The sequence below is a fragment of the Micromonospora sp. DH14 genome, from assembly GCF_029809455.1.
Lineage (GTDB): Bacteria > Actinomycetota > Actinomycetes > Mycobacteriales > Micromonosporaceae > Micromonospora > Micromonospora parva.
Window position 1 is genome coordinate 140,262 of the sequence record NZ_JARVKT010000001.1, and the last position, 23,363, is coordinate 163,624.

At 72.0% G+C, this 23,363-nt stretch carries 21 protein-coding genes; 11 read left to right on the forward strand and 10 right to left on the reverse strand.

The genetic code is table 11. From position 1 onward, the window contains the following. Window positions 1–108 precede the first annotated feature (108 nt). From QCZ28_RS00695 to QCZ28_RS00705, 3 genes are all read right to left on the reverse strand, one after another. Window positions 109–309, reverse strand: coding sequence for a hypothetical protein (locus QCZ28_RS00695; protein ID WP_279514703.1), 201 nt, complete (start codon window positions 307–309; stop codon window positions 109–111). Window positions 310–600: 291 nt separating this feature from the next. Next, window positions 601–1,962 carry a hypothetical protein gene (locus QCZ28_RS00700; RefSeq protein WP_279514704.1) on the reverse strand — a complete coding sequence of 454 codons (1,362 nt, stop codon included), beginning with the start codon at window positions 1,960–1,962 and terminating at the stop codon, window positions 601–603. 261 nt (window positions 1,963–2,223) lie between these two features. Continuing rightward, window positions 2,224–2,700, reverse strand: a complete 477-nt coding sequence (locus QCZ28_RS00705; RefSeq protein WP_279514705.1) for a MarR family winged helix-turn-helix transcriptional regulator — start codon at window positions 2,698–2,700, stop codon at window positions 2,224–2,226. Window positions 2,701–2,782: 82 nt separating this feature from the next. On the opposite strand from QCZ28_RS00705, the gene QCZ28_RS00710 reads away from it, so the two are divergent. The 3 genes from QCZ28_RS00710 to mqnP all read left to right on the forward strand — a co-directional run bounded on the left by QCZ28_RS00710 (window position 2,783) and on the right by mqnP (window position 5,904). Next, window positions 2,783–3,355, forward strand: coding sequence for a carboxymuconolactone decarboxylase family protein (locus QCZ28_RS00710; protein WP_279514706.1), 573 nt, complete (start codon window positions 2,783–2,785; stop codon window positions 3,353–3,355). A 177-nt stretch (window positions 3,356–3,532) separates the two neighbouring features. Beyond that, entirely contained in the window at window positions 3,533–4,993 is a 1,461-nt protein-coding gene (locus QCZ28_RS00715; protein ID WP_279514707.1) for a menaquinone biosynthesis decarboxylase, read from the forward strand. Then, on the forward strand, window positions 4,993–5,904 hold the full coding sequence (mqnP, locus tag QCZ28_RS00720) for a menaquinone biosynthesis prenyltransferase MqnP (RefSeq protein WP_279514708.1): 912 nt from the start codon (window positions 4,993–4,995) through the stop codon (window positions 5,902–5,904). Before QCZ28_RS00715 ends, mqnP begins: the two co-directional genes overlap by 1 nt. A gap of 47 nt (window positions 5,905–5,951) precedes the next feature. Here mqnP and QCZ28_RS00725 read toward each other — a convergent pair whose 3' ends face one another. After that, the gene (locus QCZ28_RS00725) at window positions 5,952–6,935 is read right to left on the reverse strand and encodes a terpene synthase family protein (protein ID WP_279514709.1); all 984 of its coding nucleotides are present in this window, start codon (window positions 6,933–6,935) and stop codon (window positions 5,952–5,954) included. Between the two features lie 152 nt (window positions 6,936–7,087). On the opposite strand from QCZ28_RS00725, the gene QCZ28_RS00730 reads away from it, so the two are divergent. After that, on the forward strand, window positions 7,088–7,717 hold the full coding sequence (locus QCZ28_RS00730; RefSeq protein ID WP_279514710.1) for a UbiX family flavin prenyltransferase: 630 nt from the start codon (window positions 7,088–7,090) through the stop codon (window positions 7,715–7,717). A gap of 118 nt (window positions 7,718–7,835) precedes the next feature. On the opposite strand, the gene QCZ28_RS00735 is transcribed toward QCZ28_RS00730, so the two are convergent. After that, window positions 7,836–8,102 (reverse strand): BldC family transcriptional regulator, encoded by a 267-nt coding sequence (locus tag QCZ28_RS00735; RefSeq protein ID WP_007454516.1) that lies wholly within the window; start codon window positions 8,100–8,102, stop codon window positions 7,836–7,838. A 270-nt stretch (window positions 8,103–8,372) separates the two neighbouring features. Between QCZ28_RS00735 and QCZ28_RS00740 the strand changes: the two genes are divergently transcribed. From QCZ28_RS00740 to QCZ28_RS00750, 3 genes are read left to right on the forward strand one after another with little or no spacing between them, the layout of a single operon-like run. Further along, the gene (locus QCZ28_RS00740; RefSeq protein WP_279514712.1) at window positions 8,373–8,831 is read left to right on the forward strand and encodes an Lrp/AsnC family transcriptional regulator; all 459 of its coding nucleotides are present in this window, start codon (window positions 8,373–8,375) and stop codon (window positions 8,829–8,831) included. A gap of 50 nt (window positions 8,832–8,881) precedes the next feature. After that, window positions 8,882–9,712 (forward strand): SDR family NAD(P)-dependent oxidoreductase, encoded by an 831-nt coding sequence (locus QCZ28_RS00745; protein WP_279514713.1) that lies wholly within the window; start codon window positions 8,882–8,884, stop codon window positions 9,710–9,712. Window positions 9,713–9,744: 32 nt separating this feature from the next. After that, complete coding sequence (locus QCZ28_RS00750; protein ID WP_030334047.1) at window positions 9,745–10,836, forward strand: PLP-dependent cysteine synthase family protein; 1,092 nt, start codon at window positions 9,745–9,747, stop codon at window positions 10,834–10,836. A gap of 187 nt (window positions 10,837–11,023) precedes the next feature. On the opposite strand, the gene QCZ28_RS00755 is transcribed toward QCZ28_RS00750, so the two are convergent. From QCZ28_RS00755 to QCZ28_RS00770, 4 genes are all read right to left on the reverse strand, one after another. Then, window positions 11,024–11,644 (reverse strand): putative glycolipid-binding domain-containing protein, encoded by a 621-nt coding sequence (locus QCZ28_RS00755; protein WP_279515273.1) that lies wholly within the window; start codon window positions 11,642–11,644, stop codon window positions 11,024–11,026. 102 nt (window positions 11,645–11,746) lie between these two features. Then, window positions 11,747–13,738 carry a DEAD/DEAH box helicase gene (locus QCZ28_RS00760; protein ID WP_279515274.1) on the reverse strand — a complete coding sequence of 664 codons (1,992 nt, stop codon included), beginning with the start codon at window positions 13,736–13,738 and terminating at the stop codon, window positions 11,747–11,749. Between the two features lie 320 nt (window positions 13,739–14,058). Then, on the reverse strand, window positions 14,059–15,645 hold the full coding sequence (locus QCZ28_RS00765) for a hypothetical protein (protein ID WP_279514714.1): 1,587 nt from the start codon (window positions 15,643–15,645) through the stop codon (window positions 14,059–14,061). 114 nt (window positions 15,646–15,759) lie between these two features. Further along, window positions 15,760–17,337, reverse strand: coding sequence for a C40 family peptidase (locus QCZ28_RS00770; RefSeq protein ID WP_279514715.1), 1,578 nt, complete (start codon window positions 17,335–17,337; stop codon window positions 15,760–15,762). Window positions 17,338–17,576: 239 nt separating this feature from the next. Here QCZ28_RS00770 and mqnE point away from each other — a divergent pair, with 239 nt between their 5' ends. The 3 genes from mqnE (at window position 17,577) to QCZ28_RS00785 (ending at window position 19,595) form a co-directional block, all read left to right on the forward strand. Continuing rightward, window positions 17,577–18,746 carry an aminofutalosine synthase MqnE gene (mqnE, locus tag QCZ28_RS00775; RefSeq protein WP_030334058.1) on the forward strand — a complete coding sequence of 390 codons (1,170 nt, stop codon included), beginning with the start codon at window positions 17,577–17,579 and terminating at the stop codon, window positions 18,744–18,746. A gap of 23 nt (window positions 18,747–18,769) precedes the next feature. Continuing rightward, entirely contained in the window at window positions 18,770–19,207 is a 438-nt protein-coding gene (locus QCZ28_RS00780; RefSeq protein ID WP_279514717.1) for a hypothetical protein, read from the forward strand. Window positions 19,208–19,280: 73 nt separating this feature from the next. Next, window positions 19,281–19,595 carry a DUF4229 domain-containing protein gene (locus tag QCZ28_RS00785; protein WP_279515275.1) on the forward strand — a complete coding sequence of 105 codons (315 nt, stop codon included), beginning with the start codon at window positions 19,281–19,283 and terminating at the stop codon, window positions 19,593–19,595. Between the two features lie 97 nt (window positions 19,596–19,692). Here QCZ28_RS00785 and QCZ28_RS00790 read toward each other — a convergent pair whose 3' ends face one another. Next, the gene (locus tag QCZ28_RS00790) at window positions 19,693–21,030 is read right to left on the reverse strand and encodes a C39 family peptidase (protein ID WP_279514718.1); all 1,338 of its coding nucleotides are present in this window, start codon (window positions 21,028–21,030) and stop codon (window positions 19,693–19,695) included. A 210-nt stretch (window positions 21,031–21,240) separates the two neighbouring features. Here QCZ28_RS00790 and QCZ28_RS00795 point away from each other — a divergent pair, with 210 nt between their 5' ends. Beyond that, a complete protein-coding gene (locus QCZ28_RS00795; protein ID WP_279514719.1) occupies window positions 21,241–23,118 on the forward strand; it encodes a M14 family metallopeptidase in 1,878 nt (625 codons plus the stop codon). Window positions 23,119–23,363: the final 245 nt, after the last annotated feature.

The window sequence follows — 23,363 nt, forward strand, 5'->3', positions numbered from 1 at the left end:
GTCGTTCCACCGGCCCCGCCCGCGGTCGCCGGTCTCGGTTCCGGTCAGCGGGGTCAGGTCGCGTTGCTCGGGTGGTCGGCCATCCGGGGCCTTGTCGGGGCCGCGCGTCTACCGGGTGGGCAGCCAGGCCCGGATGGCCCGCTCGACCTGGATCGTCACCTGGTAGGACACCTCGGGCAGGTCGGCCAGCTCGATCCGCTCGCCGCGCAACGCCAGTTGGGCGTGCAGTTCCCGGGCGATGGCGTCGCGAAGCTCGACCTGTAGGGGCGACAACCCGTCCGGGTCGCCGACGACGTACGCATCCGACATGGATCCACTCTGCTCCCGCGTCCCGCCCTCCGGCCAGGCACGGTGAGATGTGTCCGGCGGTCTTGACGAATGTCCAGCCCCCCGGTCGCCGTTGATCCACTCGACTTTCATGAAGTCGGGGTGTCCTGCTGCCGGGACACCGCACTTTCCTGAAATCCGAGTGGATCACGCGATGCCAACCGTCAACCCCGGCATCGACTGGCCGTCGGCCGGGTCCTCACTGACCTGGCTACGCGATGCGGGCCGGTCACGGATGATCCGTGACCGGCCCGCGTCGTTCTGGCCCGGTGCTCAGCTCACCGTCACCGCGGCGACGTCGTTGTTCGGGTTGTCGTCCACCCGGGGGTAGCGCTGGAACGGCTCGACCTTGCCGGGGGCCCCGGAGAGGCTGTCGATCCGCAGGTCGAAGTCGACCTTGTGAGTCGTGCCGGCCGGGAAGACCGACCCGGGTCCGTTGCAGTACCAGGTTGCCGGGACGGTCTCGGGCTCTTCCTCGTCGCCGTTCAGCCAGCAGTCGGACGGGCTGGCCAGCACGGTGACCCCGGTGGGCGGGACGAAGAGGAAGGCCCCGACGCCCTCGCCGGAGAGGCTGCCGTCCGGCACACCCGGACCCTTGTTGCGCAGGCCCACGGTGACCCGCACGGTGTCACCGACGGCTCCGGTGACGGCCGCGCCCTTCGCGACGATGTCGAAGGCGCCGTGCACGCCCCGCAGGTAGGTCTGGCCTTCGGCCCGGGTCGCCTCGACCGGCAGCACGTCGAGCGGTGCGCCCACCGCCCGTAGCCGTAGCGCCTGGTCGGCGTCGCGGCTCCGGAGCCTCACCCCACCGGGGAGCGGGTCGGCGCTGGCCAGCGGCTGCACGGCCTGGGTGATCCGCTTGCTGCCGAGGGTCGCCGGGCCGACAGTGGTGGCGAACCCGTCCCGCAGCTCGTGCCGCTGGCCGGGCGCGAACGTGCCCCGCACGGTGCAGACGACCACGGTGGCCAGCACCTGGTCGGTGCCGTACCGGCAGTTGCGGTAGCTGGCAGGCACCAGGCCCACCGGGAAGCGCATGGTGAGCCGCAGGTCCACGGCCGGCTGGTCGCCGGCGTTGACCACGGCCACCGGGACGGGAAGGGTGTCGCCCACCTGCACGCCGGTCACGGTCTCGTCGACCATGTCGAGCAGGTTGGGCCCGGACCGCACGGTGACGGTCGCCTGCTGGGTGTACGCCTCGGTCTGCTCGCCGAGCGGCGTGTAGTCGAGGGTGCCGCTCGCGCCGTCGAGGGCGCCGGGCGCGGGCCGGATCACCACCGGCACGGTGCCGGTGAGCGTGCCGAACTCGTCGACGGCGGTCGGCGGCATCGGGCAGGTGACCGAGGTGCCCTCGGTGACGCAGAAGTCGGGGAAGGCGGCGGTGGCCACGCCCGCCAGGCCGGACAGGTCGATGGTCACCCGGGGCTGGCTGGCCCCGGTGCTGGTCAGGGTCAGCGGCATCGTGCGGCCGGGAGCGCCGGGGCCGCCGACGGTGACGTCATCAAGCCATCCGCTGACCCAGCCGGGGTCGTCCTCGGCCGCAGCCGGGCCGGCCGCCACACCGACTGCTGCGGTGCCGACGAGCAGCGCTGTCACGCCACGCAGAAGCCGACCACGGGCAACGCGCACAGATCTCATTGATCTCCTTGCTGAGGGGTGAGCCGATCGGAAGACGTCAGGTCTGCAACACCCCGGACCCGACCGGCATCCATGATCTTAGGGATCGCCTGTGACAGTTTCTGCTCGGTCGAGCGGGTCGTGATCTCCGTCGAAACAGGACACGGTCGGGTGCCTGCGGCGCCGGTCAGCGGCCTCGCACGACCGCTCGACCTGGACGGACGCCTCCGGTCAGCTCGCCCGCCCGGCGGGTGTCGGGCAGCCCCGCACGGCCGCGGGCGATCAGCCGCCGAACCAGCCGGGCACGTCGAGCCGGAACCAGTTGGCCGAGGCCATCGTGGCGAGGTCGTCCTCCATCGCGGTGACCCGTTCCGGGCCGAGGGTGTCGGCCCACTGTGCCCGCAGCCGGTCGAAGATCTCGGCCGAGCGGCGTAGCCCGTCGGCGCCGCGCGGCGTCACCCGCACCAGCCGACGTCGGGCGTCGGAGGGGTCGTCGACCCGCTCCAGGTATCCCACGGCGACCAGCCGGTCGACGGTCTTGCCCGCCGCCTGTTTGGAGATGCCCAGCCGTTGGCCCAGCTCGGTGGCGGTGGTGCCGTCCGCGCCGACGGCCTGGAGCACGAACCCGTGCAGCGGCCGTAGCTCCGGATGCCCCTCCCGGGCCAGCTCGGCGTGCAGGTCGTCGATCAGCGTCCGGAAGCCGGCCAGCAGCAGCAGCGGCAGCGCGAAGCCGGGGCGCGGGGGATCAGCGGTTGCCATGTTAGACAACCACGTTTACTATTTCGTCAACCACGTTGACTATCTTACGTCCCCCGATCCGAACCCTGGAAAGTAGGCAGCCGTGCCCGTCTTCACCGTCCACACCGCCGAGACCGCGCCCGCCACCACCCGACGAGCCATCGACGGCGTACGCGGCCGGTTCGGCTGGCTGCCCACCCCGGTGGCGCTGATGGCCGAGTCGCCGCAGCTGCTCACCGGCTTCCTCACCGCCAGCGCGGGCTTCGAGCAGACCGACCTCGCCCCGCTGGAGCGGGAGGTGGTCATTCTGACGGTCTCCACCACCAACGAGTGCCACGTCTGCGTCGCCCTGCACACCGGCAAGCTCACCCAACTGGGAGCGACCACCGAGCTGATCACCGCACTGCGGTCCGGCTCGGCGCTGCCCGAACCGCGGCTGGAGGCGCTGCGCCGGTTCACGCTGGCCGTGCTCGATCACCGGGGTGCGGTGCCCGACGCCGAGGTGGACGACTTCCTGACCGCCGGCTACCAGCCCCGGCACGCGCTGGACGTGGTGCTCGGCGTCGGCGCGTACACCATGTCCACCTTCGCCAACCGACTCACCCAGGCGCCGCTCGACCCGCCGCTGGCCGCCCACGCCTGGACGCCGGCAGCCCGCAGATGCGCCGGGTCTTGATCCACTCAGCTTTCAGAAAGTCGGCCTATCGCCAGGCGCAGGACACCCCGACTTCCTGCAAGCCGAGTGGATCAAGGCACGCCGCGCCGTCCGCACCGGGCTCGCCGTGGCGGCCATCGCGCGCGTCACAGCACCCGGCCTGGGCCGGGCGGGAGCCGGTGCGGGAGACTGGGCGACATGGCGGCTCGTGGCTTCCCGTACACCGACCTCAAGGACTTCATCGCGGCGCTGGAGCGCGCGGGGGAGTTGCGCCGGGTCGACGTCCCGGTCGATCCGACCCTGGAGATCAGCGAGGTGGTCACCCGCACGGTGCGGGCCGGCGGCCCGGCGCTGCTCTTCGAGCGTCCGACCCGGGGCGAGATGCCGGTGGCGATCAACCTGTTCGGCACCGAGAAGCGGATGGCGATGGCGCTCGGCGTCGACTCGCTGGACGAGATCGGTGCCCGGATCGGCGCGATGATCAAGCCGGAGTTGCCGGTCGGCTGGTCCGGCATCCGCGAGGGCCTGGGCAAGGTCATGCAGCTCAAGTCGTTGCCGCCGCGCAAGGTGAAGACCGCGCCCTGCCAGGAGGTCGTCTACCGGGGCGACGATGTCGACCTCAACCGACTGCCGGGGTTGCAGGTCTGGCCCGGCGACGGCGGGATCTTCCACAACTACGGGCTGACCCACACCAAGCACCCGGAGACCGGCAAGCGCAACCTGGGCCTCTACCGGCTCCAGCAGCACGGCCGCAACACCCTGGGCATGCACTGGCAGATCCACAAGGACTCGACAGCACACCACGCGGTCGCCGAGCGGCTCGGGCAGCGCCTGCCGGTCGCGGTCGCGATCGGATGCGACCCGGTCGTCTCGTACGCGGCCAGCGCGCCCCTGCCCAGCGACATCGACGAGTACCTGTTCGCTGGGTTCCTGCGCGGCGAGCGGGTGGAGATGGTCGACTGCCTCACCGTGCCGTTGCAGGTGCCGGCGCACGCGCAGATCGTGCTGGAGGGCTACCTGGAGCCCGGTGAGCGGCTGCCCGAGGGGCCGTTCGGCGACCACACCGGCTTCTACACGCCGGTCGAGCCGTTCCCCGTGCTGCACATCGAGGCGATGACCATGCAGCGTCAGCCGGTCTACCACTCGATCGTCACCTCGAAGCCGCCGCAGGAGGACCACGGCCTCGGCAAGGCCACCGAGCGGATCTTCCAGCCGCTGCTCAAGCTGATGATCCCGGACATCGTCGACTACGACCTGCCGGCTGCCGGCGTCTTCCACAACTGCGCGATCGTCTCCATCCGCAAGCGCTACCCGAAGCACGCGCAGAAGGTGATGAACGCGATCTGGGGCGCGCACCTGATGTCGTTGACCAAGCTGATCGTGATCGTCGACGAGGACTGCGACGTGCACGACTACAACGAGGTCGCCTTCCGGGCCTTCGGCAACGTCGACTACGCCCGCGACCTGCTGCTCACCGAGGGGCCGGTGGACCACCTCGACCACTCGTCGTACCAGCAGTTCTGGGGCGGCAAGGCTGGCGTCGACGCGACCCGCAAACTGCCCACCGAGGGCTACACCCGAGGTTGGCCGGAGGAGATGAGCATGGCCCCCGAGGTCACGGCCCTGGTTGACAAGCGCTGGAAGGAGTACGGGATCTGATGGCCGTCCTCGACGCACCGGCGGCGAAGCCGGGCCGGACGAAGTCCTTCCTGAAGCTCGTCGCCGTCGAGCACTCCGTGTTCGCGCTGCCGTTCGCGTTCCTCTCCGCGCTGGCCGCCATGCAGATCGACGGCGGGCGGGTACGGTGGCTCGACCTGCTGCTGATCACCGTGGCGATGGTCGGGGCGCGGACGTTCGCGATGGCCGCCAACCGGATCCTCGACCGCGAGATCGACGCGCGGAACCCGCGTACCGCCGGACGGGAACTGGTCACCGGAGCGGTGAGCGTGCGGACGGCCTGGACCGGCGCGGCCGTCGCACTGGTGGTCTTCCTCGTCGCTGCCGCCCTGCTCAACCCGCTCTGCCTGGTGCTCGCGCCGCTCGCCGTGGTGCCGCTGGTCGTCTACCCGTACGCCAAGCGGTTCACCAACTGGCCGCACGCCATCCTCGGGATCGCCCAGGCGGTCGGCCCGGTCGGCGCCTGGCTGGCGGTCACCGGCACCCTGGACGGCTCCGGGCCGGCCTGGCTGCTCGGCGCGGCCGTGGGCCTGTGGATCGGCGGCTTCGACCTGATCTACGCCTGCCAGGACTCGGAGATCGACCGGGAGATCGGCGTGCACAGCGTGCCCGCCCGGTACGGTCGGCGTTTCGCGCTGCACGCCTCCACGGTCGCGCACGTGGTGACGTTCGCGCTGTTCATCTGGTTCGGCGCGTTGATCGGCCTCGGCTGGCTCTGGTGGATCGGGCTGGCGCTGACCGCTGTGGCGTTCGGCTACCAGCACCTGGTGGTCACCCCGACCGACCTCAGCAAGGTCAACCGGGCGTTCTTCACCGCCAACGGGTTCGTCGGCATCGCGCTGTTCCTCTTCGCCCTGCTCGACCTGGTGATCCGGCTCGGCCTGCGGCCCTGAGGCCGGGTGATCCGGCCCGGCCTACGGCCCTGGGTGATCCGCCCGGCCTACGGCCCTGGGGTTGGTGGTGCGGCGCTGACCGGGTAGCGGGCGCTCTCGAAGGTCCAGTCGATGGTCCCGCGTACGGCGTACGCGACCCCGTCGAGATGGTCGGCGACCGCCCTGTCCAACGCCGGACCGAACGACGGCACCGTGGCGCGCAGCGCGACGAAGCGGCGCATCGCCTCCCGCCACTGGTCGGCCGCGCGTTCGACCGCCTCCGCCTCCGGCAGGTCACGCTCGGCCTGTAGGGCGAGGACCAGGTTGTGCCCGCCGGCGGTCGTCCGGTCCCGGTCCAGCGAGGCCAGGTCGTTGTACCAGGAGAGCAGGTCGTTGCCGGTGCGGGCGATCTGACGCAGCAGCGGGTGGTGGTAGACCGGGTCGGGCAACGGTCGGCCGCTGACGAACTCCACGAGCGGGTACGACACCTCCGCCGCCGACGTCGCCCGACGCAGTTCGACGTACTCGTCGACGCTCGGGCGGCGGCCGGTCTCCTTGTTGACCGCCTCCTGCCAGGTGCCGTCGAGGTGTCGGGCCACCGCGTCGGCGAAGCGCAGCCGCCACCGGGCCGGCATCCGGCGGCGCGGCTCCCGCCACGCCAGCACCAGCAGTCGCCGCAGCGGCCCGGTCAGCCCGGTCTGCCGCAGCCGGGTGCCGTCGTGCAGCAGCGCCAGGGTGCCGTTGCGCAACGCCCGGATCTGCTCCGGAGTCAACCGGTTCGGCCCGTCGCAGGCGTCGTCGACCAGGAAGAACCAGGTGAACAGCGCGGTCAGCACCCGCAGGTCGGCTTCGGTCGCCCCGGGGTAGAGCCGCCCGGCGTACCGGGCGAAGGCCCCACGGGACAGCCGGCGCAGCGCGGCGTCGTCCAGTGGCAGGCCAAGCTCGCGCAGCAGACCGAGCAGCCAGCAGTGCACCCGGTCGGCGTGTGCGGGCAGCTGGGACGGGATCGGACATTCGGCACGCAGCGCCCGGAGGATCTCGCCGGTCGTCACCGATGCCTCCTCTGCGAGATGGTTCCGGTGCGAATCGCCAGCCGCAGCATGTCAGGTCGGCGGGATGCGCAGGTGCCCCGCCCGACATGTCGGACCGTACCAACCCCGGGGGTGCCCACCGGTGGGCCAGCCGGACCAGGCAGGCTGGGGGTATGCGGGAACCATGGGTGGTCGGGGTCTCCGGTGCCTCCGGTACGCCGTACGCGGCGGCCGTCATCGGCGGGCTGCTCGACGCGGGCGAGCCGGTGGACCTGATCGTGTCCCGGGCGGCGCGACTCACAGTGCTCGACGAGACCGGCCGGCCCTTCCGGGACGGGCACTGGGCCGAGGACCTCGCCACCTGGCTCGGCCGGGACCTGACCTCTGCGGATGTCCGGCACTGGCCGGCCGGTGACCTGGCCGCCGGGCCGAGCAGCGGCTCCTACCGGGTACGCGGGATGGCCGTCGTCCCGGCCAGCACGGCGGCCTGCGCGGGCATCGCGATCGGGCTCTCCAAGGACCTGTTGCAGCGCGCCGCCGAGGTCAACCTCAAGGAACGCCGACCCGTGGTGCTGGTGCCCCGGGAGACACCGGTGACCCGCAGTCACCTGGAACACCTCATCGCGCTGCACGACGCGGGCGCGGTGGTGCTGCCGGCCAGCCCCGGCTTCTACGGTGCCGGCGCGGCGGCCAGCGCGCAGCAACTTGTCGACTTCGTGGCCGGCAAGGTGCTGGACGCCCTCGGCGTCCCACACACCCTGTTCCGGCGGTGGTCCGGCCAGCTCGGCGCAGCGCGAAGCTGAGCCGCCGCCCGTGCCGAGCAATGCTGCTCAGGACGAGCAGCGTTGCCGCACGACGGTCGGCCGAAGCGGGACGCGGACCGGACTGGTGTCCGGTCCGCGTGGCGTTGTCCGCACCAGTTCAGTACATGCCGGCGTTGGCCGGACCCGGCCCCGTGGAAGCGGCCGGCCCCACATTGCGTGGCTTTCCGACCTCATCCACCTCGTCCAGCATGCCCTCCCCCTCAAGCAGGGCCCGCACCTCGGATTCCCGAAACCGGCGATGCCCGCCTGGAGTCCGGATGCTTCCTATCCGGCCGGCCGCCGCCCATCTCGTCACAGTTTTCGGGTCTACCCGAAACAGCGCGGCGACCTCACCCGGTGTCAGCAGGCGATCTCCAGTGTCCACAGCCCCCTCCTCGCGTCGACGAAGCCCCCGGCTGAACACACTGCCCCCGGCTGGTGCGTAGCCCAGAGCCGTCATGAGGGACGTATGGCAATTACAGCACCAGGGACATGGCCTGTCCGCCCAAACGCGAAAAATGCACTGAGTGGGGAGTTAGTAATGTTACTGGTGCTACCTCTGCCCTGACCGCCGGTTTTTGAACAGTGACTCACCGCTCAGTCCAACGGGTGCCGAAGGCCGCACGTTACGTGGCAACGGTTAGGGTCACTCTCTGTGGATGCCATCGACCTGAGCCTCGTCGACCTGCTGCGCGGCAACGCGCGCCTCTCGTACGCCGAGCTGGCCCGGCAGGTGGGCCTCTCCGCCCCGGCCGTGCACGAACGGGTCGGCAAGCTGGAGAGCAGCGGGGTGGTTCGGGGCTACCGCGCGGACGTGGCCCCGGAGTCGATCGGCCTGGGTGTCACCGCGCTGATCGGCATCGTCGAGGACTCCGGTGCCGACACCGACGACATGCTCGAGTCGCTGCGGGTGCTGCCCGAGATCGAGTCCTGCTACTTCATGGCCGGCGTGGAGTCGTTCCTGCTCAAGGCGCGGGTCGGCACGATCGCCGAACTGGAGCAGTTGATCGTGCGGTTGAACCGGACACCGGGGGTCGCCTCCACCCGTACCGCCATCGCGCTCTCCACCAAGTGGGAGAACCGCCCGCAGCCGGTCGGCCCGGCCGCGACCTGACCATCCCGTACCCCTGGTGTCGCCCGGTCGGCCGGCGGTAGCGTGCGCCGATGACCCCTCCGGCGCGTCCCGTGGCGGTGGTGACCGGCGCCGCCGGGGGCCTGGGCCGCGCCATCGCCACCGCGCTGCACGCCGACGGCTGGTCGGTGCTGCTCACCGACCTCGACCCGGCGGCGGTGCGGGCCGCCGCGGCACCGCTCGGCGGCTGGTCGGCCGCCCTGGACGTCCGGGACGAGGACGCCTGCCGCGCCGTCGCCGCGAACGCGGCGAGCCGGGGTGACCTCGCACTCTGGGTGAACAACGCTGGAATCCTGGTCACCGGGGCGTCGTGGGAGCACGACGCCCCGACCCGCCGCCGGGTGCTCGACGTGAACGCCCACGGCGCCATGAACGGCACCCTCGCCGCGCTGACCGTGATGCGCGCGCAGGGCCACGGCCACGTGCTCAACGTCGTCTCGCTGGCCGGGCTGATCGCCGCGCCCGGCGAGACGGTGTACGCGGCCAGCAAGCACGCGCTGCTGGCGTTCGGCCTCGGCACCCTGTCCGACCTGCGGATGGCCGGCTACCGGCGGGTGCACGTCTCCTGCCTCTGCCCGGACGGCATCTGGACCCCGATGCTGCACGACCGGCTGGACGATCCGGGGGCGGTGGCCTCGTTCACCGGGTCGATGCTGACCGCGCAGCGGGTGGCGGCCCGGGTGGTCCGGCTGGCCCGCCGGCCACGCCCGGTGGTCAGCCTGCCCCGCTGGCGGGGAGCGCAGGTGCGCCTGTTGGACGCGCTGCCCAGGTTGGCCGTCACACTGACCCCACTGGTCCGCGCCGCGGGCCGCGCAGGTCAGCGCCGCCAACGCCGTCGGTCGGCATCGCCGGACCGGCGCTGACCACCCCTGGTCAGCTTGCTACGTTTCCGAGCGTGACTCATCTCGACAGGTGCGACGAATCCAGCCGGACCTGGGTGACCGAGGCGATCGCCACCGTCGAGGCGGACGCGAACCGCTCGGCCGACACCCACCTGCTGCCGTTCCCGCTGCCCCGCGAATGGGGGATCGACCTCTATCTCAAGGACGAGTCGTCACACCCCACCGGCTCCCTGAAGCACCGGCTGGCCCGCTCTCTGTTCCTGTACGGGCTCTGCAACGGCTGGATCGGGCCGCGCACCACGATCGTCGAAGCGTCGTCGGGTTCCACGGCGGTCTCCGAGGCGTACTTCGCCCGGATGCTGGGCCTGCCGTTCATCGCGGTGATGCCGGCCTCCACCTCACCGGAGAAGATCGCGCAGATCGAGTTCCAGGGCGGCCGGTGCCACCTGGTGGACGACCCGGCGAGCGTGGTGGTCGAGGCCCGATGGCTCGCCGAGGACTCCGGCGGGCACTTCATGGACCAGTTCACCTATGCCGAGCGGGCGACCGACTGGCGTGGCAACAACAACATCGCCGAGTCGATCTACGCGCAGCTGGAGCTGGAGCGGCACCCGATCCCCGCCTGGGTGGTGGTGGGTGCCGGCACCGGGGGCACCAGCGCGACAATCGGCCGGTACGCCCGGTACCGCCGGCTCGCCACCAAGCTCTGCGTGGTCGACCCGGAGAACTCGGCGTTCTACCCGGCCTGGCTGGCCGCCGACTGGTCGGTGCGAACCGGAAAGGGCTCCCGCATCGAGGGGATCGGCCGGCCCACCGTGGAGGCGTCGTTCCTGCCCTCGGTGGTGGACCGGATGGTCCAGGTGCCGGACGCGGCGTCGCTGGCCGCGATGCGCGCCGGATCGGCGCTGCTGGGCCGCCGGGTGGGCGGCTCCACCGGCACCAACCTGTGGGGTGCGTTCGGCCTGATCGCCGCGATGCTCGCCGAGGGCCGGACCGGTTCGGTGGTCACCCTGATCTGCGACCCCGGCGACCGGTACGCCGACACGTACTACGCCGACGACTGGGTGAGCGCCCAGGGCCTCGACCTGACCCCGCACCTGGCCACGATCGACCGCTTCCTGGCCACCGGAGTCTGGCCCGGCTGAGCCGCCGAGCGGGCTGTGGTCCGGCTGGACCGCCGAGCGGGCTGTGGTCCGGCTGGACCGCCGAGCGGGCTGTGGTCCGGCTGGACCGCCGAGCGGGCTGTGGTCCGGCTGGACCGCCGAGCGGGCCGTGGCCTGGCTCGGTGTCGGTCAGCCTGGCTCGGTGTCGGTCAGCCCGGCTCGGTGTCGGTCAGCGTGGGTCGATCCGTTCGGCCAGCCCGGGGTAGCGCACCACGTAGCCGCTGTCGTCCAGATCGATGTCGGCGGTGAAGGTGCCACTGGCGAAGCGCATCCGCCCCGGCCCGAGCCCGGTGTAGATCTGCTCGGCCGGCACCACCTCCAAGCCGGGCAGCAGCACCCAGGCGACGGTGATCCGGTGTGCCACGTCGGCGGGCTCGGCCGCCATCCCGAGCCGGTGATACGGCAGGGCGTTGAACAGCGGCGAGCCGCTCAGGTCGACGTCGAGCGCGTCGGCCAGCCGGTCCGGGTCGTCGGTGCCGGGCAGCCCGGCCCGGGGATGACCGGCCACGACGAGGGCCGCGTCCAGGTCGCCCTGCTCGGCGGTGGTGACCCGCCACCGGCCCGCGGCCCGCTCCAGCGTCACCCGGCGCAGCCAGCCGGGACCCTCGGCCTCGACCTCGACCCGCGCGGTGGCCCAGTCCGGCGTGGTGCTCAGCTGGTAGCGGGCGGTCCACGGGATCGGGTCCACAGCGAGCAGGGTGCCCCTGGCCGCCAACCCGTGGCCGTCGTCGAGCAGGACATGCTCGCTGCCGGCGGTGTCCGTCCGGGACCAGAAGATTGACTTCGGCATGGTCGGCATGAGCCGGACGTTACGCGACCCGGTCGGCATCGGCAGGGCATGCGCGAACGCCGCCGCGAAGCCTGGGCTTCGCGACGGCGTTCGGTGGATCAATCAGTGGGTACGTGCTGGCGGTCGCCCGCCGAAACCGCGCCGGTCGTCGCGCCGCTGGTCATCGCGCTGCCGGTCGTCGCGGGGCCGGTCGTCGCGGACCCGGCTCTCCGGGCGGAAACCACCCCGAGCGTCCCGATCGCCGAAGCGCCGCTCACCCTGCGGCCGGTCACCGAAGCGCCGCTCGCCGGTGGGCCGGTCGCCCCGACCGTCCCGGTCACCGAACTGCGGCCGGTCCCCGAACCGACGCTCGCCCTGCGGCCGGTCGCCGTACCCCCGGGTGTCCCGATCGGCGTAACGCCGCTCGCCCTGCGGGCGGTCGCCGTAGCCGCGGTCGCCCTGCGGGCGGTCACTCTGGGCCCGGTCGCCGAAGCGGCGCTCGCCGGTCGGACGGTCGCCGAAGCGGCGGTCACCCTGCGGGCGGTCGCCGTAGCCCCGGTCACCCTGCGGGCGGTCGCCGAAGCGGCGCTCGCCGGTGGGCCGGTCGCCGAAGCGCCGGTCACCTTGCGGGCGGTCGCCGTAGCCCCGGTCGCCCTGCGGGCGGTCGCCGTAGCCCCGGTCACCCTGCGGGCGGTCGCCGTAGCCGCGGTCGCCCTGCGGGCGGTCACTCTGGGCCCGGTCGCCGAAGCGGCGCTCGCCGGTGGGCCGGTCGCCGTAGCGCCGGTCGCCCTGCGGGCGGTCGCCGTAGCGGCGCTCGCCGCCCGAGCGGTCACCGAACCGACGCGGGCCGCCGGCCCGGTCGTCGAACCGGCGCGGGCCGCCGGAGCGGTCGCCGTAGCCCCGGGGCTCCGCCTCGACGCGGACCGGGACGCCACTGGGCTCGCGGGCGCCGACCAGCTCGGCCAACGCCGCGTCACCGACCCGGACCCGGGTCTCGGCCGGCGCGACGCCGGCCTTCTCCATCATCGCCAGGGTGGTGCGGCGCTGCTTGGGCAGCACCAACGTGGCGACCGCGCCGGACTCGCCGGCCCGGGCGGTACGACCCGCACGGTGCAGGTAGTCCTTCGGGTCCTTCGGCGGGTCGACGTGCAGCACCAGGGTGACTCCGTCGACGTGGATGCCCCGGGCCGCCACGTCCGTGGCGACCAGCACGTTCATCCGGCCCTCACGGAACTCGGCAAGCGTCTTGGTGCGCATCCGCTGGGTCTTGCCGCCGTGCAGCCCACCGGCGCGTACGCCGACGGCCGCGAGCTGCTCGACCAGCCGGTCCACCCCGAGCTGGGTACGGGCGAAGACCATCGTCCGGCCGTCCCGGGCGGCGATCGAGGCCGCCACCGGGAACTTCTCGTGCGGCGGGATCAACAACATGTGGTGGTCCATGGTGGACACCGAGGCGGTGGACGGCGCGGTGGAGTGGGTCACCGGGTCGGTCATGAACCGCTTGACCAACGCGTCGACGTCACCGTCCAGGGTGGCCGAGAAGAGCAGCCGCTGACCGTTCGCCGGCGTCTTCGCCAGCAGCTCGGTCACCTCGGGCAGGAAGCCCATGTCAGCCATCTGGTCGGCCTCGTCGAGCACCGTGACCTCGACGTCGTCGAGCTGGCAGATGCCCCGCTCGATGAGGTCGCCGAGCCGCCCCGGGGTGGCCACGATGATCTCCACACCGCGACGCAGCGCGTCGATCTGACGGTCGTACGGGACGCCGCCGACTGCGGTCTTGAGGAAGATGCCGACGGCCTTGCCCAGCGGCACCAGAGCGTCGTTGACCTGCATGGCCAGCTCGCGGGTGGGCACCAGCACCAGGGCGCGCGGGCGCATCGGCCGGGCCCGGTTGCGGTCGGCCAGCCGAGCGATCACCGGCAGGCCGAAGGCGAGCGTCTTGCCGGAACCGGTCTGCCCCCGACCCAGCACGTCACGGCCGGCGAGCGCGTCTGGAAGGGTGGCCCGCTGGATCTCGAACGGGCTGGTGATGCCCTGCTGCGCCAGTGCGCGGACAAGCGGCTCGGGCAGGCCGAGGGTAGCGAAGCTGATCGGGTCGGCGGTCTCCGTCGGCACGGGCTCGGCCTGAGGGGTGGCGGCCTCGCCCGGAGCGACGTCGAGCTGCTCCCGTGCGGTGTCGGCCGCCGGGACTGAGTTGAAAACGGACGTAACGGTGCTGGGGTCAGCAGAGGTGGTCAACAAAAACCTTTCGAGCGGGGCGCATCTTCGCGATGGCCTGCCGCGGCTGTGCCGCCGGATCGCCCGCAAGATCGCCCAGGGGCGCACACCACGCGCGCCGGGTCAGTGATCTCACCCAGTGTACGGCGGTCCGGCGAAGCCGCCAGCCGGTTGTCCGACCGTAGTGGGCGGACTCACCATCGCTGACGCTCGCTGGCTCACCCGTTGAGCACGCTGCCCACCAGACCGTCCAGGGCGTCCCCGGCGAGCAGGACGACCGCGACGCTGATCGCCACCAGCAGTCCCAGAGCGGCGGCCAGGACGATCATCACCCGGGCGTTGCTGGACCGTTCGGTCGGCGTGTCGGACCAGCCCTGGGCCAGGATGTGCCCGGTCAACGAGCCGGAGGTCTCCACCGCGTTGGCGGGTATCGCGACAGTGGTGAATCCGGCCCCCTCGCCGTTGCCGTAGACGGTGCCGGCCAGGTCGGAGCCGCCGTCGTGCCGCCCACCGCGGGTGGCCGAAACCCGTCCGGCGGAACCAGCCGGAGGGCCGCTCGGCGGCGCGGTCGTCCGGGAGTTCACGGTGCTGTTCCGGGTCGACGACGGAGCCCCGGCGGTCGACGGTGGCCAGCTCGGCAGCGCTGGCGCGGGCACCACCGGCGGCGCGGAGGCGGCTGGCGCGGGCACCACCGGCGGTGCGGCGGCGGCTGGCGGGGTCCATCCGCCGGCGGACATCGGGCGGGTCGCCCCACCGGTGGGTGACCACCCGGACGGAGATGCGGAGACCGACGCGGTGGCCCGTACGCCGGGCGTGTCGGTCATCGCCGGCGGCGGCGGAAACGGGGGTGCCGGCATCGGACCGGGCGGGGCTGGCGGTGCCGGCACCGGCGGACCGGGTGGCGGCAGCGGCGGGCTCGGGACCGGCGGCGACGGCGGGCCGGGAATGGGCGGCACCGGCGAGGGCGGCGGGATGGGCGGGCCCGGAACGGGCGGAACCGGACCGGGCGGCGGCGTGGGGCGGGGGTTCGGCGTCGGCGTCGGGGTCGGCGGATACGGACCCGGGGCCGGCGCGGGCTCCGGTTCCGGTGGCGGCGGCTGCGTCGGCCCGGGGCCGGGTGGGGCGGGCTCCGGGTCCGGAGTCGAGGGCGTCGGGGCCGGCTCCGGCTCGGTGCCCACCGGCGCGGACCGGTAGACGCCGGGCGTGCTCTCCCGAGGATCCGGGCTGCCCAGGGGGCCGGCCGTGCCCCGGCTGCCGCTCGGAACCGTGGCGCTGGCCCGGGCGGGCGCGGGGGAGCCGTGTCGCTGACCTGGCAACGACACGTCGGCCGGGCTGGCCGAGCCGGTCGCCCGGTAGGTGGTCGCCGTGCCCGGAGCACTGGCCGGCAGGTCACCCCGGCGCGCCGTGGGGGTCACGACGCTGGCGCGGGCGCGTACCGGTGCGGTGGCCTGACCAGGGGGCGCGTCGACCACTGCCGGCTCCCCGGCGTCGGTCCCGCCGCTGTCCGCGGCGGCGTCCGTTTCGCCGCTGTTCGCGGCGGCGCCGGTCGCGCCGGGGGCGGCACCGACGGGTGCCTGGGCGGCGGGCGCATCGTCATCGGCGTCGGTCGAGGCGTCCGCGACGGCCGGTGCCGTGCTGCTGTCGGCCGCATTGGCATCGTTGGCGGTTGAGCTGGCGTCGCTGTCTGCCGGGCTGGTGCCTGCCGGGCTGGCGGCGGTCACCGGGTCGGTGGTGGCCGGCCCTGGTAGGTCGGCCTGGTCGACCACGGGGTCGACAGTCTCCGCCGGATCTTTCTGCTCGGCCATTTCCGCCCTCCGCGCCATGCTCGCACCCGGACCCGTGACGTCGGGTCGGATGTGCCTGGTTGTCACGGTGCCACAGATCTCCCCGAGCGGACAGCCGGAGCGGGTCGTGGCGGATCAGCCCGCGTCGCTGGGGGTGGCCGTCGCGCTGCGGGTGCCGGTCGCGCTCGTGCTGGCCTTCGGCGTGGTCGTCGGCGTGGTCGTCGGAGAAGCGCTGTTCGGTGCGCTGGGTGGTGCCGGCGGCAGGGTCGATGGAGTGTTGCTCGGGGTGTTCGACGGCTTCGGCGTGGTGCTGCCGGTCGGTGTGGGCGTCGGGGTGGTCGTCAAGGTCGGCGTCGGGGTCGGCGTGGTGGTCTTCGTGGGCGTCGGGGTCGGCGTGGTGGTCTTCGTGGGCGTGGGGGTGGGCGTCGGCTTGGTGGGCTTCGTCGGCGTGGGCGTCGGCTTCGGGGTCGACACGGGCGGGGTCGGGTTGGTCACTACCGGTGCCGGCACCGCGCCGATCACCCGGGTGGCGGCGTACAGCCGGGACCAGCGGACCACCGAGATCTTGACGACGTCGCCGGTGGTGGGCGCCTGCACCATCTTGCCGTTGCCGATGTACATGCCGACGTGGTGGATCGTCGTCCAGCTGCTGCCCGAGGCGAAGAAGAGCAGGTCGCCGGGGAGCAGCGCGCTCTGCGGAACAGTGCGTCCCCGGGTGGCCGCGTACTGGTCGCGGGAGACCCGGGGCAGGTCGAAGTAGTCGGCACCGGGGGAGCGGTACGCCGCCCACATCAGGCCGGAGCAGTCGAACTGGTCCGGCCCCTCCTCGGACCACTTGTACGGGTCGCCGAGCTGGGCGAGCGCGTACCGGACCGCGGCCAGTGCCCGGGGGTGCGCGGCCATGCCGCTGATGCTCTGGTTGGAGACGTAGCCGGCGCCGATCTGCTGCTCGGTGGCTTCCTGCTGACGTTCGATCTCGATCAGCGCGGCGGCGTTGTCCTTGCGCAGCTTGAGCAGGCTCGCCTCGGCGGCGCGCAGCGCCGTCTCGCCAGTGGTGAACTCCACCTCGGCGGCGGCGAGCAGGTCCTTGGCCTCGCTGTGCTTCTGGTACGCGGCCTGCTCACCGGCGCGGGCGCGGGACAGCTCCCCGGCCACCCCGGTGGTGCCGCCGTCGACCTTCTCGCCACGGGTGATCGCCTGGAGGCGGCTCAGCCCACGGATGTCCTGGGCGAGGTCGCCCGGCGGCAGCGCGGCGGCCTGCTTGATGGCCTCGGCGGCGGCGGTGTCGGCGGTCTGCTGGGCCCGCAGCAGGGCGTCCTGTGCGGTCGCCAGCGCCTTGCCGGCCGCGTCGAGCTGCGCCTGCGCGTCGACGCGTTTCTGTCGGCTGACCAGTAACGCCTCGCCGAGCGTGCCGACCTGAACCTCGCCGGCGGCGATCGCGGTGGCCAGCGGGCCGCTGCCGATGTTGACCACCGGTGGGGCGGGCACGCCGGCGACCGGTGCGCCGCCGGGCAGCTGGAGCGAGCCGGTGACCGCCGGGCGGGAGCCGGTGTCCGGCACGGTGGTGGGCACGCCGGGTTCCGCGTACGCGGGGGTGGCGAGCACCGCTGCGGCGATCGCACCGAGCAGGGCGGCCCAGAGCTTCGGACGCAGGACCGGCGAGATCACCGGGCTCCGTCGTCGCTGCCGTCGCCCGCGCCCGCTGTAGACCATGCCGCTCCCCGTCCAACCGCTCGTCGTCGCGCTCGGTGGGCGCGACCGCCGGGACGGTACCAGTGTGTGTGTTCCGCCCCACCTTGTTACTACCGCACCTCGCCACTCATGTCGATGCGTTGTCGGGTTACGGGAGCCTGAGAGTCTGGTGAAGTGGGTCGCTGCCGGCGACCGTGCCGCCGGGCCCGTCGGCGCCGCGACGTACGCTCGATCCGGACCGCAGGTGGAAGGGACGTGCCATGGACGCCGGACTCAAGCGTGAGCTCGAAGCGAAGGTGTACGCCGGTGAGCGGCTGACCCGGGAGGACGGGGTCGCCCTCTACGAGAGCGACGACCTGACCTGGCTGGGACGGCTGGCGCACCACAAGCGCACCGAGCTGAACGGCGACCGGGTGATGTTCAACGTCAACCGGCACCTCAACCTGACCAACGTCTGCTCGGCGTCGTGTGCGTACTGCTCGTTCCAGCGCAAGCCGGGCGAGAAGGACGCGTACACGATGCGCATCGACGAGGCGGTCCGCAAGGCCAAGGAGATGGAGGACGAGCAGCTCACCGAGCTGCACATCGTCAACGGTCTGCACCCCACGCTGCCCTGGCGTTACTACCCGAAGGTGCTGCGTGAGCTGAAGGCGGCGCTGCCGACCGTCAAGCTCAAGTGCTTCACGGCGACCGAGGTGCAGTGGTTCGAGAAGATCAGCGGCCTGAGCGCCGACGAGATCCTCGACGAGCTGATGGACGCCGGCCTGGAGTCGCTGACCGGTGGTGGCGCGGAGATCTTCGACTGGGAGGTCCGGCAGCACATCGTCGACCACGCCTGCCACTGGGAAGACTGGTCGCGGATCCACGCCCTGGCGCACAGCAAGGGCATGAAGACCCCGGCGACGATGCTGTACGGCCACATCGAGGAGCCCCGGCACCGCGTCGACCACGTGCTGCGGTTGCGCGAGTTGCAGGACGAGACCGGCGGGTTCGCGGTCTTCATCCCGCTGCGCTACCAGCACGACTTCGTCGACTCGGCGGACGGCAAGATCCGTAACCGGATCCAGGCCCGCACCACGATGGCCTCGCCGGCCGAGTCGCTGAAGACGTTCGCGGTCTCCCGGCTGCTCTTCGACAACGTGCCGCACCTGAAGAACTTCTGGGTGATGCACGGGCTGTCGGTGGCTCAGCTGTCGTTGAACTTCGGCGTGGACGACCTGGACGGTTCGGTCGTCGAATACAAGATCACTCACGACGCCGACTCGTACGGCACCCCGAACACCATGCACCGCGACGATCTGCTGCACCTGATCTGGGACGCCGGCTTCCAGCCGGTCGAGCGGGACACCCGCTACAACGTGGTCCGGGAGTACGACAAGGCCCCGTCGCTGGCCGAGCGGCGCGCCGAGCCGCAGCAGGTCTGGGCCTGAGTCGCCACGTACCCTCGCAGTCGATGACCGAGCAACGAGGATCTGAGCAGCAGAGCGGCTTTCCCCGCCGGGACGACCAGGGCCGCATCCGTACCCTGGGCGACCTGCTCGGGGTGTGCCTGGCCGGCCTGGTCATCGGCGTGCTCGCGTTGGTGCTGTTCGAGTGGGGCTTCGCGTCGCTCGGCAGTGGCGAGTTCGGGCACACGAACGGCTGGCTGGCGGTGATCCTGCCGGCCTGGCTGTTCTGGGACGACTTCCGGGCCTGGGAGTTCGGCGCGGCCCGGGTGGCGGCGGCGGTGGTCGCGGCTGCCGTCGGGGTGTTCGCCGGGCTCCTGGTCGCCGGTCTGGGCTCCGGACTGCCGCCGCTGCTCTCCGGCGCGTTGGGGGCGGCCGCGTTCACTGTGGCGTACGCGATCGTCTGGTTCCCGGGCGTCCGCTGGCTGGCCCGGCGGACCGGCTGAGCACTACCGCCCGCCGGGCGGCTCGAACCTTCCGCCGGCAGTGGCGGGCGACGGAGAGAACGGAGTGGTGCAGGTGAGCGCCGCGCTCAAGTACACGCTGGGCCGGATCGGGCTGTTCGTCGCCGTGCTGGCGGGCCTCTGGCTGATCGACATGAACGTGTTCCTGAAGCTGATGCTGGCGTTGGTGTTCTCCGCCGCGCTCTCCTTCTTCCTGCTGCGCGGTTGGCGGGACGAGATGGCCGGGGAGATCGCCGAAGCGGCCGAGCGCCGCAAGGTGGAGAAGGAACGCCTCCGCTCCGCCCTGGCCGGCGAAGACCAAACCCAGCCCTCCACCCCAAACCCCACCCCCACCCCTAACCCCACCCCCCCCACCGACTCCCAGCGTTGATCATGAAGTTATTGCCACGACACTCCGAGGAATCCGGCAATAACTTCAGGATCAACCGGCCGGGTTGAGCCCGGTGGGTGGGTGGGTGCGGGTGGGCCTACCAGTTGGTGGAGCCTTGGACCTTGGGCCAGGGCTTTGAGGTGGGCTTGATCAGGTAGGCGATCCCGCCGGAGCCGCCGGAGACGCCGCCGCTGGCGTTGGTGCGCTTGGTCCGCAGCCAGATCTGCTCGAACTGCGCCCGCTTGTAGACGTTGCGCACCACGTCGTTGCTGGACGAGGCGGGGTCGTTGACGATGACGTCGCCGTCGGCGGTGAAGCCGACCACCACGAACAGGTGCCCGGAGGTGCCGTAGTTGGCACCGTCCAGTTCGCTGGCGAGGAAGGACTGGCTGGTCACCACGGGGATGCCGGCGGCGATGAAACGCTCCAGCTCGTCGAGCGAGTGCAGCCGGGTCACCCGACCCTCCAGCCCGGGGAAGCTGGCCGCGTACGCGGTGTTGAACGGCCAGTTGCCCGCGCCGTCGTACGCGTAGTCGTAGGTCATCCGAGCGGCGTGGTTGACCGTCGGGTCGGGGTAGCTGGGGTCGACCCAGGAGGTGTCGGCCGGCGACGGTCCGCGACCCCAGTACTCGACCACCATCTCGGTCGAGGTGGGCGAGCACCACGCCTCGCCGCCGCCGTCGTACTCGGGGTAGTGCCCGCTGTGCACGTTCTGCGAGTAGCGCGGCACCGGCAGTTCGACGCCCCAGGCGATGTGCCCGGCGCTCGGCGGCACTGTGAACCGGTCCGGCACCGTCGAGCTCATCGCGCCCAGCATCCGGACCACCGGCGCGGCGCTCTGCCCGGGCGCGCGGTAGAGGGTCAGTTTGAGCTGGTACGACCGCAGCAGCACCCCGGCCGCGGCGTCGTCGATGCTGAACGTGTCGGTCCAGATCGTCGACCAGGGGTCGCCCTGTCGGTTGACGCTGGTCCGCTTGATGTCGGCGTCGCCGGACGCCCAGCGGCCCAGCACGTACCACGGGGTCTGGTCACCGCTGGTGTAGTTGCCCTGCATCTCCACCTGGATCCAGGTGCCGGCCGGGGTTTCCGCGTTCCAGGAGGCGATCAGTTCGGTGGCGTCGAACCCGATCCTGGTAACCGGCGAGGTCCAGGTGCCGTACTCCCAGGTGCGGGTGGCGCCGGTGTGCGGGTCCGCGTACTCGATGGTGCCGGCGGGGCGGGCCAGGGTGACGCCCGCGCGGGCGCCGGGCACGACGCGGGTGCCGGCCCGGCTGCCCCGGTGCCAGTCGGCGGGCCCGGACCAGTCCTGGTAGGTGATCTGCTCGTCGTGGGCGGGGGCGGGCGGGTGTGCCGCCATCGCGGGCGCGGTGGTGGTGAGCAGGGTGAGCGTGGTGACGCCGGCGAGGGCTGCCGCGCGCAGGCGGGATCTGGCCATGGGTGCTCCGCGGTGTCGAGGGGGCATCGTCGCTGGTCAGTTTTCCGCTTGGAGGGAAGTTTCGCCAGATGTTCATACGTGGAAAATCATTGCCGCCGTGATGATCCTCCTGGGATGCATAAGGCAGCGATCAATATTGATATGACCATGTGACAGGTGGTGAAGTGTCCTTCACCCAGCGGGATCTCCCGCCCTTCGAGGAGGTAGTCCATGGCCCTCCGCACGCCCATCCCCTTCCGCCGTGTCCTGGTGCTCGCTGTCGTCACCGGGCTGGGCATCGTCACCGTCGCCGCGGGTCCGGTCGCCGCCCGACCGGCGCCGGACCGCACCGCAGAGTCGGCCGCCGCCAGCTACCGGGTCCTCGGGCCCCGAACCCTCGCCGACCGCAACGCGGTGGCCCGCACCGGAGCCGCCATCGACTACTCCGAACACGGCGTGCTGCACATCTCGGCCACCGCGGGCGAGGCCGCCGCGATCGGCAAGCTCGGCTTCCGGCTCGAACCGCTCGCCCCGCCGCCCAACGCAGAGCGCGGCGCCGGCGAGATCGGCACCCTGGCCTTCCCGCCGGCCGACTCCAACTACCACGACTACGCGGAGCTGACCGCCGTCGTGAACCAGGTGGTCGCCGATCATCCGGCGATCGCTCGCAAGATCAGCATCGGTTCGTCGTACGAGGGCCGCGACCTGATGGCGGTGAAGATCTCCGACAACGTCGGCACCGACGAGAACGAGCCGGAGATCCTGTTCAACTCCCAACAGCACGCCCGCGAGCACCTGACCGTCGAGATGGCGATCTATCTGCTCAACCTCTTCACCGACAGCTACGGCAGCGACTCCCGGATCACCAACATCGTCAACGGCCGGGAGATCTGGATCGTGCCCACCGTCAACCCGGACGGCAGCGAGTACGACATCGCCACCGGGTCGTACCGGTCCTGGCGCAAGAACCGCCAGCCCAACAGCGGCTCGTCCAACGTGGGCACCGACCTGAACCGCAACTGGGGCTACAACTGGGGTTGCTGCGGCGGCTCGTCCGGCTCCACCTCGTCGGAGACCTACCGAGGGCCGTCGGCGTTCTCCGCACCCGAGACGCAGGCGCTGCGCAACTTCGTCAACAGCCGGGTGGTCGGCGGCGTGCAGCAGATCAAGGCCAACATCGACTTCCACACGTACTCGCAGTTGGTGCTCTGGCCGTACGGCTACACCACAGCGAACACCGCGACCGGGATGAACGCGGACCAGTACAACACCTTCGCCACCATCGGCCAGCAGATGGCGGCCACCAACAACTACACCCCGGAACAGTCCAGCGACCTCTACATCACCGACGGCGACAGCCTCGACTGGATGTGGGCCACCCACAACATCTGGGCGTACACCTTCGAGATGTACCCGGGCTCGGCCAGCGGCGGCGGCTTCTATCCGCCCGACGAGGTGATCCCCGCGCAGACCTCGCGCAACCGGGAGGCGGTGCTGATCCTCAGCGAGTACGCCGACTGCCCGTACCGGGCCATCGGCAAGCAGGCGCAGTACTGCGGCGGGGGTGGCGGCACCACGGTCTGGTCGGACACCTTCGAGACCGCCACCGGCTGGACCATCAACCCGTCCGGCACCGACACCGCCACCCTCGGCGCGTTCGAGCGGGGCGCCGCCCAGGCGACCACGTCCTCCGGGGCCAAGCAGCTCACCCCGTACGCCGGCTCCAACGACCTGGTCACCGGCCGGCTGGCCGGCTCGGCGGCCGGTGACTACGACGTCGACGGCGGCGTGACCAGCGCCCGGTCGCCGGCGGTGACCCTGCCGTCGTCCGGCACGCTGACCCTCTCGCTCGCCTGGTACCTGGCGCACGGCTCGAACGCCTCGTCGGCGGACTACCTGCGGGTGAGCGTGGTGCACAACGGCGGCACCACAGCGCTGCTCACCCAGGCCGGCGCGGCCAGCAACCGCAACGGCAGTTGGGCGGTCGCGAACCTCAACCTCACCCCGTACGCCGGCCAGTCGGTCCGCATCCTCGTCGAAGCGGCTGACGCCTCCGGAGCGAGTCTGGTCGAGGCGGCTGTGGACAACGTCACCATCACGTCCTCCTGATCGGGTGGGGCCCCGTCCCGCCCCCCGGCGGGGCCCCACCACCCACTCCGAGCCTCCTGATCCGGGACATATCCCTCTCCGCGCGCCGGTCCAACCGATCGTCGCGCGCCGATCGATCCTTGATCGATCCGGCACGTCCCGGTGGTGCGCTACCGTCTTACCGACCAGCCCGCAGCGAAGCCGGTGCGAAACCCGGCGCTGTCCCGCAACTGTGATGCCCCACCGGCCGGTGGGGACGAGCCAGG

Bases quoted from the DNA above. Each gene is read 5' to 3' on its own strand.
- QCZ28_RS00695 (WP_279514703.1), bottom strand. From the start codon at position 309: ATGTCGGATGCGTACGTCGTCGGCGACCCGGACGGGTTGTCGCCCCTA.
- QCZ28_RS00700 (WP_279514704.1), bottom strand. From the start codon at position 1,962: ATGAGATCTGTGCGCGTTGCCCGTGGTCGGCTTCTGCGTGGCGTGACA.
- QCZ28_RS00705 (WP_279514705.1), bottom strand. From the start codon at position 2,700: ATGGCAACCGCTGATCCCCCGCGCCCCGGCTTCGCGCTGCCGCTGCTG.
- QCZ28_RS00715 (WP_279514707.1), top strand. From the start codon at position 3,533: ATGGCGGCTCGTGGCTTCCCGTACACCGACCTCAAGGACTTCATCGCG.
- mqnP (WP_279514708.1), top strand. From the start codon at position 4,993: ATGGCCGTCCTCGACGCACCGGCGGCGAAGCCGGGCCGGACGAAGTCC.
- QCZ28_RS00730 (WP_279514710.1), top strand. From the start codon at position 7,088: ATGCGGGAACCATGGGTGGTCGGGGTCTCCGGTGCCTCCGGTACGCCG.
- QCZ28_RS00745 (WP_279514713.1), top strand. From the start codon at position 8,882: ATGACCCCTCCGGCGCGTCCCGTGGCGGTGGTGACCGGCGCCGCCGGG.
- QCZ28_RS00755 (WP_279515273.1), bottom strand. From the start codon at position 11,644: ATGCCGAAGTCAATCTTCTGGTCCCGGACGGACACCGCCGGCAGCGAG.
- QCZ28_RS00765 (WP_279514714.1), bottom strand. From the start codon at position 15,645: ATGGCCGAGCAGAAAGATCCGGCGGAGACTGTCGACCCCGTGGTCGAC.
- QCZ28_RS00770 (WP_279514715.1), bottom strand. From the start codon at position 17,337: ATGGTCTACAGCGGGCGCGGGCGACGGCAGCGACGACGGAGCCCGGTG.
- mqnE (WP_030334058.1), top strand. From the start codon at position 17,577: ATGGACGCCGGACTCAAGCGTGAGCTCGAAGCGAAGGTGTACGCCGGT.
- QCZ28_RS00780 (WP_279514717.1), top strand. From the start codon at position 18,770: ATGACCGAGCAACGAGGATCTGAGCAGCAGAGCGGCTTTCCCCGCCGG.
- QCZ28_RS00790 (WP_279514718.1), bottom strand. From the start codon at position 21,030: ATGGCCAGATCCCGCCTGCGCGCGGCAGCCCTCGCCGGCGTCACCACG.
- QCZ28_RS00795 (WP_279514719.1), top strand. From the start codon at position 21,241: ATGGCCCTCCGCACGCCCATCCCCTTCCGCCGTGTCCTGGTGCTCGCT.